The following is a 13466-nucleotide window of genomic DNA, read 5'->3' as shown; positions in this document are numbered from 1 at the left end:
GCCCCCGCCGGACGGCGGGGGCTTTCGGCATGTCCGGGCTCAGGCGGGCTCGGTGGGCGGCTCCGGTACCCGCATGGCCAGGATCGCCATGTCGTCCGAGGCGGGTTCGGCGGCGAAGCGCTCCACGGCGCGGAGCACGCGGGCGGCGACGGCCCCGGCCGTCAGCCCCGTACAGGTCCGCAGAACGTCTGCCAGGCCCTCGTCGCCGAGCATCCGGGTGCCCTCGCGGCGCTCGGTGACCCCGTCGGTGACGCACAGCAGGACGTCGCCGGGGGCCAGGGTGACCTCCTCCTCGTAGAGTTCGAGATCCTCCATGACGCCGAGCAGCGGCTGGGGCTCCGCGGCGGGCTCCACGCTGCCGTCCTGGCGCAGGCGCAGCGGCTGGGGATGCCCCGCGCAGACGACCTTGAGCAGGGCGCCGCCGTCCGGCTGCGGCCACAACTCGCCGTAGAGCAGGGTGAGGAAGCGGCTGCGGGCACCCTCGTCCAGGATGGCGTCGTTGAGGCGCTCCAGGACGGCGGGGCCGCCGAAGCCCTCGCGGGCGAGGAGCCGCAGGGCGTGCCGGGCGAGGCCGGTGACGGCGGCGGCTTCGGGGCCGGTGCCGCAGACGTCGCCGATGGCGAAGCCGTAGGCGCCGTCCCGGATCGGGAAGAGGTCGTAGAAGTCGCCGCCGACCTCGTTGCCCTCGCCCGCCGCGCGGTAGATCACCTCGACCTCGACGCCGGGCACGTCGGGCAGCTCGGGCGGCAGGAGGCTGCGCTGGAGCGACTGGCTGATGGCGGTGCGCTCCGAGTAGAGGCGGGCGTTGTCCAGGGCCAGAGCGGCCCGGCGGGACAGGTCCTCGGCGAGTTCCAGGATTTCCTGGCGGAAGTGCTCGTCGGAGGGCTTGCCGAGGGTGAGCATTCCGATGACGCGGTTACGGGCCACCAGCGGCAGGACGACCGTTTCGCCGCCGACGGCGGACGCTGTGGCGAGGGACGGCCCGGGGCCGTGAGCCGCTCCGGAGTCGTCGCCCAGGCCCAGGTTCCGCAGCGAGCTGCGCAGGGCCGCCGAGTGGGCCGCGTCGCTGGGGGCGGTCCAGACGCGGGCGCCGGGGGTTGGTACCGGGTCGGGTGGCGGGACCTTGCCGAGCAGTGTCTTGAGGCCGTCGATCCGGTCCTCGTCCTCGTGCAGCACATAGGAGAGTGCGGGCTCGGTGGACTGGTCGGCGACGGTGTAGACGGCGCACCAGGTGGCGAGGGTCGGGACCGTCATCTGGGCCATCAGCGCCAGGGTCTGGTCCCGGTCGAGGGTGCCCGCGAGCAGGTCGGAGGCTTCGACGAGGAAGGACAGGGAGCCGCGGCGGAGCCGCTCCAGCTCGGTGAGGCGGGCGCGTTCCACGGCCAGGGCGATGCGGTCGGCGGCGAACTGGAGGCGCAGCGCCTCCTCGTTGCTGTAGCGGCCGGGGGCCTCGGCGGCCACGCCCAGGGAGCCGGTGAGCCGCCCCTCGACCTTGAGGGGGACGGTGACGACGGAGCGCATGCCGGTGCCGGCGAGGAGCGGGACGGCGCCGGGGACGACGGTGAGGTCTTCGTGGACGGCGGGCATCCGGGCGGACCCGTAGCGTCCGGTTCCCGCCTCGACGGGGACACGGGCGAAGCGCTGGCGGGCCGAGGGGAGGCCGGTGGAGGCGCGGACCTCCAGCTCGGTCTCGTCGTCCGTGGCGAGCAGCAGGTAGGCGGCGTCGCCGTCGAGCATGTCGCGGGCGCGTTCCACGGTGCGCTGCAGGAGGCCGTCGAGGTCGTCGGGGGCGGGGGAGCCGATGAAGACCTCGAAGGGGTCCGCGGCCGAGCCCTGGCGGTCCCCGGAGGGGGTGGTGCCGTCCGGGGAGGCGGGGGCACGGAGCGTCGTCTGCAGCACGGCGCGTTCGTGGTCCCGTACGAGGAGGCAGACGGTGGAGGGGGCGCCGTCGGCGTCCCGGACCCGCAGATGGGAGGCGTAGACGGGGACGACCCGGCCGTCCGCGGCGCGGATGCCGTAGGAGCCCTCCCAGCGGGAGAGCTGGAGGGCCTCGGCGATGCCGGTACCGGTGCCGGGCGTGTGCGGCCAGGCCGCGAAGTCGGTGAGGGGTCTGCCGAGGACCTTCTCGGTCTCGTGGCCGAAGAGGAACTCGGCGTCCTCGTTCCAGGAGCTGACCGCGGAGGCGCGGTCGATCTGGACGACGGCGACCCGGACCCGGGCGTCGGCGACGGGGAGGGCGTCGGTGGGCAGGGCGGGGCCGGCCGACCGGGTGCCCGCGGGGCGCTGGGGGAGGGAGAGCTCGAACCAGACCTGTTTGTGGGTCGGGCTGTACTCCACGCCCCAGCTGGCGGCGATCGCTCCGCAGAGCATGAGCCCGCGGCCGCCCTCGCGGTCGGGGCTGGCGGCCTGGGCCGCGTTGTGCTGCAGGGGTACGTCGCGCTCGGGGTAGCGGTCGGCGACCTCGACGCGGACCCCGTCGTCGGTGCGCAGGCAGAGGACGTCGGCGGCGGTGCCGGCGTGGACGACGGCGTTGGTGACGAGTTCGCTGGTGAGGACGACCGCGTCGTCGACGATGTCGGAGTAGCCCCAGCCCTGCAGGGTGTCGCGGACGAAGGCGCGGGCGCTGGCGACCGAGCGCCCGACCGGCTCGAAGGTGGCCGTAGCCCGCGCGGTGATCACTGGTCTCCTCGGGAAGGTCTCGGTGCCGGGGGAGCGCATCCCGGGCAGGGCGGGGGCTTGGGGGAGCTCGGGGCCGCCGGGGCCGTCGGGCAGGCGGCCGGTGCCGCGGTCCGTCTCGTCCTGCCGGACCAGGCTCTCGCCCCGCTCCTTCATCCCACTCCCTCTGGCCGGGCGGCTCGCAGCCGTGTCGCGCCGGCCTCTTGAGTCACATGCTTCACCACCGGTGCTTTGGCCGGAGGTGGACAGCCGCATGCAAGGTTACTTACCTTCGCCGTCCGCGAGGATGCCGGTCGCGGGTGATTCCCCCCGGAGAGTGCCGTCGGACGGTGTGCGATGCTGCCGAACTGTTATGGCCTGGCCGGAACGGGGTGAAACACTGGGCGCATTCAAGAGTCCGGGGAGAACGGTCAACCCTGCAGGAGGACACGGTGGAGTCGGGCGCAGCGGCGCGAAGCACCAAGACGCGCGCGAAGAGCGGGCGCTCTCGTGGCGGCGGGACGACCGAGGTGGACACGGCGGCGCTCAACCGGCTGCTCACCGCGTTGTCTGCGATGCGGGACGGCAATTTCCGGAAGCGGCTGACCGTCTCCGGCGACGGCACGATGGCGGAGATCGCGGCCGTCTTCAACGAGGTGGCGGACCGCAATCAGCAGCTGACCGGGGAGATCTCCCGGGTCCGCCGGGTCGTCGGCCGGGAGGGCAAGCTCACCGAGCGGCTGGAGACGGGCCCCTGCGAGGGCTCGTGGGCGGCGGCGATCGACGCGACGAACGCGCTGGTGGACGACCTCGTGCGCCCCGTCTCGGAGGTCGGCCGGGTGCTGTCGGCGGTGTCCGAGGGCGATCTCGAGCAGCGCATGGACCTGCGGTCGCAGAACCCGGACGGAGCGGCGCACCCGCTGCGCGGTGAGTTCCTGAAGGTCGGGCGCACGGTCAACGGGCTCGTCGACCAGCTCTCGGCGTTCACCGACGAGGTCACGCGGGTGGCCAGCGAGGTGGGGACCGAGGGCAAGCTGGGCGGCCAGGCCAAGGTCCGGGGGATGTCGGGTTCGTGGAAGGACCTGACGGATTCCGTGAACACGATGGCGTACCGGCTCACGGCGCAGGTGCGGGACATCGCGCTGGTCACGACGGCGGTGGCCAAGGGGGATCTGTCCCGCAAGGTCACGGTGCACGTGGCCGGCGAGATGCTGGAGCTCAAGAACACCGTCAACACGATGGTCGACCAGCTCTCCTCGTTCTCCTCCGAGGTGACGCGCGTGGCACGGGAGGTCGGTACCGAGGGCGAGCTGGGCGGCCAGGCCCAGGTGCCCGGGGTGGCGGGCGTCTGGAAGGACCTGACGGACTCCGTCAACCTCATGGCGGGCAATCTGACGGCGCAGGTGCGCGGGATCGCCCAGGTGACGACGGCGGTGGCGAACGGCGACCTGTCGCAGAAGGTGACGGTGAGCGCCCGCGGCGAGGTGGCGCAGCTCGCCGAGACGATCAACACCATGACCGAGACCCTGCGGACGTTCGCGGGCGAGGTGACGCGCGTGGCGCGGGAGGTCGGCGCCGAGGGTGAGCTGGGCGGTCAGGCGCAGGTGCCGGGTGCGGCGGGCACGTGGAAGGACCTGACCGATTCGGTGAACACGGCGTTCCGGAACCTGACCGGTCAGGTGCGGGACATCGCGCAGGTGACGACGGCGGTGGCCAACGGTGATCTGTCGCAGAAGGTCACGGTGGACGTCTCGGGGGAGATGCTGGAGCTGAAGAACACCGTCAACACGATGGTGGACCAGCTCTCGTCCTTCGGCGCCGAGGTGACGCGGGTGGCCCGGGAGATCGGTGTCGAGGGTGAGCTGGGCGGTCAGGCGCAGGTGCCGGGTGCGGCGGGCACGTGGAAGGACCTGACCGATTCGGTGAACACGGCGTTCCGGAACCTGACCGGTCAGGTGCGGAACATCGCCCAGGTGACGACGGCGGTGGCCAACGGTGATCTGTCGCAGAAGGTCACGGTCGACGTCTCCGGCGAGATGCTCAAGCTGAAGAACACCGTCAACACGATGGTCGACCAGCTCTCGTCCTTCGCCGACCAGGTCACGCGGATGGCCCGGGACGTGGGCACGGAGGGCCGGCTGGGCGGCCAGGCCCGGGTGGACGGGGTGTCCGGCACCTGGAAGGACCTGACGGACTCCGTCAACTTCATGGCGGGCAACCTGACCTCACAGGTCCGCCAGATCGCGCAGGTGACGACGGCCGTCGCCCGGGGCGACCTCTCGCAGAAGATCGAGGTCGACGCCCGCGGCGAGATCCTCGAACTGAAGAACACGATCAACACGATGGTGGACCAGTTGTCCGCGTTCGCCGACCAGGTGACGCGGGTGGCGCGCGAGGTCGGCACGGAGGGCCGGCTCGGGGGCCAGGCACAGGTGCCCGGCGTGGCCGGTGTCTGGCGGGACCTGACCGATTCCGTCAACGGCATGGCCGGCAATCTCACCGCTCAGGTCCGCAATATCGCGCAGGTCGCCACGGCGGTCGCCCGCGGTGATCTCTCGCAGAAGATCGACGTGGACGCCCGCGGGGAGATCCTGGAGCTGAAGAACACCCTCAACACGATGGTGGACCAGCTCTCCTCCTTCGCGGAGCAGGTGACGCGGGTGGCCCGCGAGGTCGGCACCGAGGGCATCCTCGGCGGCCAGGCGGAGGTGCAGGGCGTCTCCGGCACCTGGAAGGACCTCACGCAGTCCGTCAACTTCATGGCCAACAACCTGACGACCCAGGTGCGGAACATCGCGCAGGTGACGACGGCGGTGGCCAACGGCGATCTGTCGCAGAAGGTGACGGTCGACGCGAAGGGCGAGATCCTCGCGCTGGTCACGACCGTCAACACCATGGTGGACACCCTGTCCTCGTTCGCGGAGCAGGTGACACGGGTCGCGCGCGAGGTGGGCACCGAGGGGCAGCTGGGCGGCCAGGCCCGGGTCCGCGACGTGTCGGGCATCTGGAAGGACCTGACGGACAACGTCAACCTGATGGCGAACAACCTCACCATCCAGGTGCGGAACATCGCCCAGGTGTCGTCCGCGGTCGCCAACGGCGATCTCACCAAGAAGGTGACCGTCGAGGCGCGCGGCGAGGTCGCGCAGCTCGCCGACACCGTCAACACGATGGTGACCACCCTCTCGTCCTTCGCCGACGAGGTGACGCGCGTGGCGCGCGAGGTGGGCACGGAGGGCATCCTCGGCGGCCAGGCCCGGGTGCCCGGCGTATCCGGCACCTGGAAGGACCTCACCGAGTCGGTGAACTCGATGGCGTCCAACCTGACCGGTCAGGTGCGCAACATCGCGATGGTGACCACCGCGGTCGCCAAGGGTGATCTGACCAAGAAGATCGACGTGGACGCGCGCGGCGAGATCCTGGAGCTCAAGACGACCATCAACACGATGGTGGACCAGCTCTCCTCGTTCGCGGACCAGGTCACCCGGGTGGCGCGCGAGGTGGGCACCGAGGGGCAGCTGGGCGGCCAGGCCCGGGTCCGCGACGTGGACGGCACCTGGCGCGACCTCACCGAGTCGGTGAACGAGATGGCCGGGAACCTCACCCGGCAGGTGCGGGCCATCGCCGCGGTCGCCGCGGCCGTGACCCGGGGCGACCTCAACCTCAAGATCGACGTGGACGCCGCGGGCGAGATCCTGGAACTCCAGGACAACATCAACACGATGATCGCGACCCTGCGCGAGACCACGCTCGCCAACAAGGAGCAGGACTGGCTCAAGGGCAACCTCGCCCGGATCTCCGGTCTGATGCAGGGCCGCCGTGACCTCGCCGACGTGGCCCGCCTGATCATGAGCGAGCTGACCCCGGTGGTCTCCGCGCAGCACGGGGCGTTCTTCCTCGCGGCACCGGCCGATTCGGAGAGCACCGAGGTCGCCGCCATAGACGACGCGGGCTCGTACGAGCTGCGCATGATCGGCTCGTACGGGTACTCGATGGGGGCGATGCCCACCACCTTCCGGCCCGGCGAGTCCCTCATCGGTACGGCGGCGGAGGAGAGGCGCGCGATCCTGGTGGAGAACGCGCCGCCCGGTTATCTCAAGATCTCCTCGGGGCTGGGGGAGGCTCCGCCCGCCCACGTGATCGTCCTGCCGGTGCTCTTCGAGGGCCAGGTCCTCGGTGTGATCGAGCTGGCCTCCTTCCAGCCCTTCACACAGATCCAGAAGGACTTCCTGAACCAGATCGCCGAGATGATCGCCACGAGCGTCAACACCATCAGCGTCAACACCAAGACCGAGGTGCTGCTCAAGCAGTCGCAGGAGCTGACGGAGCAGCTCCAGGACCGCTCCGAGGAGCTGGAGAACCGGCAGAAGGCCCTCCAGGCGTCCAACGCCGAACTGGAGGAGAAGGCCGAGCTGCTGGCGCGGCAGAACCGCGACATCGAGGTGAAGAACACCGAGATCGAGGAGGCGCGGCAGGTGCTGGAGGAGCGGGCCGAACAGCTCGCCGTCTCCATGCGCTACAAGTCGGAGTTCCTGGCCAACATGTCGCACGAGCTGCGGACCCCGCTGAACTCGCTGCTCATCCTGGCCAAGCTGCTCGCCGACAACGCCGACGGCAATCTCTCCCCGAAACAGGTCGAGTTCGCCGAGACGATCCACGGCGCCGGTTCCGATCTGCTCCAGCTGATCAACGACATCCTCGACCTGTCGAAGGTCGAGGCGGGCAAGATGGACATCAGCCCGTCCCGGATCGCCCTGGTCCAGCTCGTCGACTACGTCGAGGCGACCTTCCGCCCGCTCACCGCCGAGAAGGGCCTGGACTTCTCCGTACGGGTCTCCCCGGAGCTGCCCGGCACGCTGCACACCGACGAGCAGCGGCTGCTGCAGGTGCTGCGGAACCTGCTGTCGAACGCGGTGAAGTTCACCGACGGCGGCGCGGTGGAACTGGTCATCCGCCCCGCCGGGGACGATGTGCCGGACGCCATCCGCGAGCAGCTCCTGGAGCACGGCTCGCTGCAGGAGATGGATGCCCCGATGATCGCCTTCTCGGTCACCGACACCGGTATCGGCATCGCGGCCAGCAAGATGAGGGTGATCTTCGAGGCGTTCAAGCAGGCCGACGGCACCACCAGCCGCAAGTATGGCGGCACGGGCCTCGGCCTCTCCATCAGCCGGGAGATCGCCCGGCTGCTGGGCGGAGAGATCCACGCCGCCAGCGAACCGGGCCGCGGCTCGACCTTCACGCTCTACCTGCCGCTCAATCCCGGCGCCCTTCCGCCGCAGGGCTACCCGCAGCTCGCGCCCGTGCCCGCCGACCGCGGCCGGGGCCGGCGCGGTGCCGACGGGCTGCCCGACGGGACGGCCGGTGTGACGGACGTCGCGGAGATCGGCGAGGGCACGCCGGTCGAGCGCCCCGTGCCCCGCCGCGCCGCCGCCGGGCGGGCCCTGGGACGGCGCCGCGCCGCGGAGTCCCGGGCCGAACTCCCGCCGGCGCCACCGGCGGAGGAGGTCTCGGCGGAGCCGCAGCCGGCACCCCCGGAGTCATGGCTCGGGAACGGCCAGGACCTGGTGGCTCCCCGCCCGGGAGGCGGCGGTTTCCACGGGGAGAAGGTGCTGATCGTCGACGACGACATCCGCAACGTCTTCGCGCTGACGAGCGTGCTGGAACAGCACGGCCTCTCCGTGCTCTACGCCGAGAACGGGCGCGAGGGCATCGAGGTCCTGGAGCAGCACGACGACGTGGTGCTGGTGCTGATGGACATCATGATGCCCGAGATGGACGGGTACGCCACGACGGCCGCGATCCGCAGGATGCCCCAGTTCGCGGGGCTTCCCATCATCGCGCTCACCGCGAAGGCGATGAAGGGGGACCGGGAGAAGAGCATCGACGCCGGGGCCTCGGACTATGTGACCAAACCGGTCGACACCGATCACCTGCTGACCGTGATGGAACAGTGGATGCGCCCGCGTGCCGACTGACCGTCCCCGACGAGGTGTGGGAGCGCCGTATCCGGGGAACCTTCTGGTCTTCCGCGGCGTTTCCGCTGTGTGCACAGTGACATCGCGGTGACAGGGTGTGGCGACAGGCGGGGTGCGGTTACGATGACCGGCACAAGGACGGGCGGCGCAAGGGAGTCGTCCCCTGGGGCGGCCTCCGGTGCTTCCCCGCGCTCATCGAGCAGGGGAGGCCCCGCGCCGGGGCGAGGAGGACGGGCCATGGTGCAGAAGGCCAAGATCCTCCTGGTCGATGACCGGCCGGAGAATCTGCTGGCGCTGGAGGCCATTCTCTCCGCGCTCGATCAGACACTGGTACGGGCATCGTCAGGGGAGGAAGCGCTCAAGGCGCTGCTGACGGACGACTTCGCGGTCATCCTGCTGGACGTCCAGATGCCGGGCATGGACGGTTTCGAGACCGCGGCGCACATCAAGCGGCGGGAGCGGACCCGCGACATCCCCATCATTTTTCTGACGGCCATCAACCACGGCCCCCACCACACCTTCCGCGGCTACGCGGCGGGCGCGGTGGACTACATCTCCAAGCCCTTCGACCCGTGGGTCCTGCGGGCGAAGGTGTCGGTGTTCGTCGAGCTCTACATGAAGAACTGCCAACTCCGCGAGCAGGCAGCCTTGTTGAGGGCACAGCTGGAGGGGAGCCGTCCCGAGCCCGGCGTGTCCGGGGAACCGGCCGGGCTGCTCGCCGAACTCTCGGCGCGGCTGGCCGCGGTGGAGGAGCAGGCGGAGGCCCTGTCGAAGCAGCTCGACGACTCGGCGGACGCGGCCGCCGTGGCCACGGCGGCCCATCTGGAACGCAAACTCACCGGTCTGCGGCGGGCGCTGGACGCCCTGGAGCCGGGCACCGGCGGTACCGGAACGGTTCCACCGCAGGGCTGAGCCGGCTTGACGCCCCGTCACCGCCGGGCCGGGAGCGCGACACGAACGGGTCAACCGGTGGCCACACGTGTACCGTCCGCCCGGCACCGGTAACCTCGCCCCATGGCCTCACGTACGTCCGGCAAGGGTTCCCAGGGCACAGGGGGTACCTCTCAGGCACGCGGTGGCCGTGCCGCGGGCGCCGCCAGGAAGGCCCCCGCGAAGAAGGCACCGGCGAAGCGGGCCCCCGCCAAAAAGGCGGCGGCCAAGCCCGCGCCGTCCCCGACCGGAGGCGTCTACCGCCTGGTGCGGGCGCTGTGGCTCGGACTCGCCCACACGGTCGGTGCGCTGTTCCGCTCCCTCGGGCGCGGCGCCAGGAACCTCGACCCGGCACACCGCAAGGACGGGCTGGCGCTGCTGCTGCTGGGCCTCGCCCTCGTCGTGGCGGCCGGCACCTGGTCCAGTCTCGAAGGCCCGGTCGGCGACCTGGTCGAGCTGCTCGTCACCGGAGCGTTCGGGCGGCTGGACCTGCTGGCGCCGCTGCTGCTGGGCACCGTCGCCGTACGGCTCATCCGCCACCCGGAGAAGCCGGAGGCCAACGGCCGCATCGTGATCGGTCTCTCCGCCCTCGTCGTCGGTGTGCTGGGGCAGGTCCACATGGCGTGCGGCTCTCCCGGGCGCGGCGAGGGGGCCGAGGCCATCCAGGACGCCGGCGGGCTGATCGGCTGGGCCGCCTCCAAGCCGCTGGTCTTCACGGTCGGCGAGGTGCTCGCCGTACCGCTGCTGGTGCTGGTCACGGTCTTCGGGCTGCTGGTCGTCACGGCCACCCCCGTCAACGCCATCCCGCAGCGGCTGCGGCTGCTCGGCGTGCGGCTGGGCATCCTGGAGGCCGCCGCGGCCGGAGGCGTGGCCACGGCGCCCGACGACGTGGCGTACGAGCAGGAGTGGCGCAGGACGCTCGACCGCAAGCCGCGCCGCGGCTCCTCCCGGGCGGGCGCGGCGGCCGCCGATCCGGACAGTGCCGAGGAGGAGGCGCTCTCGCGGCGCCGGAGGTCCCGCCGTTCCCGCGGAGCGGAGCCCGCCGGACGGTCGTCGCAGGCCGTCGACGCGGCGGCCGCCGGGGCGGCCTCGGTGGACGGTGCCGTGCTGCACGGAGTGCAGCCCTCGCCGGTGGTCGCCGGGCTCAGTCACGGCGTCTCGGCCGACCGCACGGCCGAGGTGCCGGGAGCCCGGGAGGCGGAGGAGACCGCCGCGGTGTCCGCCGCCCCCGCGGCCGGGCGGGCACGGAAGGGGGCGGCCGCCGGGCAGGACGGGCCCGATGCCGTACCGGACCTGACGCGCAGGGCCCCCGAGGCCGCCGAACCGCTGCCCGCGCGCGCCGAGCAGCTCCAGCTCTCCGGTGACATCACCTACGCGCTGCCCTCCCTCGACCTGCTGGAGCGCGGCGGGCCGGGCAAGACGCGGAGCGCCGCGAACGACGCCGTGGTGGCCTCCCTGACGACCGTGTTCACGGAGTTCAAGGTGGACGCCGCCGTCACCGGCTTCACCCGCGGGCCGACGGTCACCCGTTACGAGGTCGAACTCGGCCCGGCGGTCAAGGTCGAGCGGATCACCGCGCTCGCCAAGAACATCGCCTACGCCGTGGCGAGCCCCGACGTCCGGATCATCAGCCCCATCCCCGGCAAGTCCGCGGTCGGCATCGAGATCCCCAACACGGACCGCGAGATGGTCAACATCGGCGACGTCCTGCGGCTCGCCGACGCCGCGGGCGACGAGCACCCCATGCTGGTGGCGCTGGGCAAGGACGTCGAGGGCGGCTATGTGATGGCCAACCTGACGAAGATGCCGCACATCCTGGTGGCCGGCGCCACCGGCTCCGGCAAGTCCTCCTGCATCAACTGCCTGATCACGTCGATCATGGTCCGGGCCACGCCGGAGGACGTGCGGATGGTGCTGGTCGACCCCAAGCGCGTGGAGCTGACCGCGTACGAGGGCATCCCGCACCTGATCACGCCGATCATCACCAACCCCAAGCGGGCCGCCGAGGCCCTCCAGTGGGTCGTCCGGGAGATGGACCTGCGCTACGACGATCTGGCGGCGTACGGCTACCGCCACATCGACGACTTCAACGCCGCGGTGCGCAGCGGCAAGGCGAAGGCTCCCGAGGACAGCGAGCGCGAGCTCCAGCCGTATCCGTACCTGCTGGTGATCGTGGACGAGCTGGCGGACCTGATGATGGTCGCGCCGCGCGACGTCGAGGACGCGATCGTGCGGATCACCCAGCTCGCGCGGGCCGCCGGAATCCACCTGGTACTGGCCACCCAGCGGCCCAGCGTGGACGTCGTCACCGGTCTGATCAAGGCCAACGTCCCGTCACGGCTGGCCTTCGCCACGTCCTCCCTGGCCGACAGCCGGGTCATCCTGGACCAGCCGGGAGCGGACAAGCTGATCGGCAAGGGCGACGGGCTGTTCCTGCCGATGGGTGCGGGCAAGCCGACCCGGATGCAGGGCGCCTTCGTCACCGAGGAGGAGATCCGGGCCGTCGTCGCGCACTGCAAGCAGCAGATGGCGCCGGTCTTCCGGGACGACGTCACGGTCGGCTCCTCGAAGAAGAAGGAGATCGACGAGGAGATCGGCGACGATCTCGACCTGCTGTGCCAGGCGGCGGAGCTGGTGGTCTCCACCCAGTTCGGCTCCACCTCGATGCTCCAGCGCAAGCTGCGGGTGGGCTTCGCGAAGGCGGGCCGGCTGATGGACCTCATGGAGTCCCGCGGTGTGGTGGGGCCCAGCGAGGGTTCCAAAGCACGGGATGTCCTGGTGAAGGCGGATGAATTGGACGGAGTGCTGGCCACGATTCGTGGGGAGAATCCTTCGTAAGGGTGGCGCGGGGCAACCGTTTCGGCTGGTGCGGCGTCACATGGGATGAGACGACAGGGGTATGTGTGGATCATCGGAGGGGCCCGCCCGTCCGATGGCGTACAAACCCGGCCCTCCCGGTTGCCCGGCCCTCTCGTACCCCCCGTAGACTGAACTTCCAGCAGGTGGCTACACGCTCGAAAGGCCTCCCCCGTGTCCTTGGGTAACTCCCCCGCAGACGACCGGCCTTCCGTCGGGCGCGCGCTCCAGCAGGCCCGCATCGACGCCGGACTGACCGTCGACCAGGTCAGTACGGTCACGCGCGTGCGCAACCCGATCATCCATGCGATCGAGCAGGACGACTTCTCCCGCTGCGGCGGCGACGTCTACGCGCGCGGCCACATCCGCGCGCTGGCCCGCGCCGTCGGGGTGGACGCCGCCGTCCTCGTCGAGCAGTACGACGCCGAGCACGGCGGGCGGCCGCAGCCGACCCCGGCCGCTCCGCTCTTCGAAGCGGAACGCATCCGCCCCGAGCCCGCCCGGCCCAACTGGACGGCCGCCATGGTCGCCGCCATCGTCGCCGTCGTCGGCTTCGTGGGATTCACCCTCTTCAGCGGTGACGACGAGAGCGGCGGTACGCCCGTCGCCGGCAACACCCCCGAGTCCTCGCCCGCGAAGCCCGGGGGCGGCAAGCCCGCCGACCCGAAACCGGAACCCACCGACAGCGCCATCGCCGCCGCGCCCGCGGACAAAGTGACCGTCAAGCTGACCGCCGCGGAGGGCTCCAGCTGGATCCTGGCGAAGAACCACAACGGCAAGGTGCTGCACCAGGGTGTGATCAAGGAAGGCGCCTCCAAGACCTTCACCGACAAGGAGCGGATCGACCTGATCCTCGGCAACGCCGGTGCCGTGCAGCTCTACGTCAACGGCAAGGAGGTCAAGGACGAGTTCGCGCCCGGTGAGGTCCAGCGCCTCACGTACACCAAGGGCGACCCGCAGGCCGGCTGAACCCCGGCAGCGGCGCGGCGGCCGGCGGTCCGCGGGGAGCGGCCGCCGGGGGCGGAGACCTGCGGCAGGGCTGTCCGC

General features: G+C 71.3%; 5 protein-coding genes. 4 read left to right on the top strand and 1 reads right to left on the bottom strand.

Annotated elements, in window-relative coordinates:
• Nucleotides 1-39 precede the first annotated feature (39 nt).
• Nucleotides 40-2718, bottom strand: a complete 2679-nt coding sequence (locus SXIN_RS07685) for a SpoIIE family protein phosphatase (RefSeq protein WP_039822036.1) — start codon at nt 2716-2718, stop codon at nt 40-42.
• A gap of 389 nt (nt 2719-3107) precedes the next feature.
• On the opposite strand from SXIN_RS07685, the gene SXIN_RS07680 reads away from it, so the two are divergent.
• The 4 genes from SXIN_RS07680 (at nt 3108) to SXIN_RS07665 (ending at nt 13388) form a co-directional block, all read left to right on the top strand.
• Entirely contained in the window at nt 3108-8633 is a 5526-nt protein-coding gene (locus SXIN_RS07680; protein ID WP_095756775.1) for a hybrid sensor histidine kinase/response regulator, read from the top strand.
• A 237-nt stretch (nt 8634-8870) separates the two neighbouring features.
• Nucleotides 8871-9545: a response regulator gene (locus tag SXIN_RS07675; protein WP_019709751.1), complete on the top strand. Its 675-nt coding sequence runs from the start codon at nt 8871-8873 to the stop codon at nt 9543-9545.
• A 102-nt stretch (nt 9546-9647) separates the two neighbouring features.
• Nucleotides 9648-12401: a DNA translocase FtsK gene (locus SXIN_RS07670; protein ID WP_095756774.1), complete on the top strand. Its 2754-nt coding sequence runs from the start codon at nt 9648-9650 to the stop codon at nt 12399-12401.
• A 192-nt stretch (nt 12402-12593) separates the two neighbouring features.
• Nucleotides 12594-13388: a helix-turn-helix domain-containing protein gene (locus SXIN_RS07665; protein ID WP_039822023.1), complete on the top strand. Its 795-nt coding sequence runs from the start codon at nt 12594-12596 to the stop codon at nt 13386-13388.
• The last annotated feature ends 78 nt before the right edge of the window (nt 13389-13466 follow it).

The sequence above is a fragment of the Streptomyces xinghaiensis S187 genome, assembly GCF_000220705.2.
In the GTDB taxonomy this organism is placed as follows: Bacteria; Actinomycetota; Actinomycetes; order Streptomycetales; family Streptomycetaceae; genus Streptomyces; species Streptomyces xinghaiensis.
The sequence above is the reverse complement of the archived record's forward strand: the minus strand, read 5'-3'. Positions and strand labels throughout refer to the sequence as shown.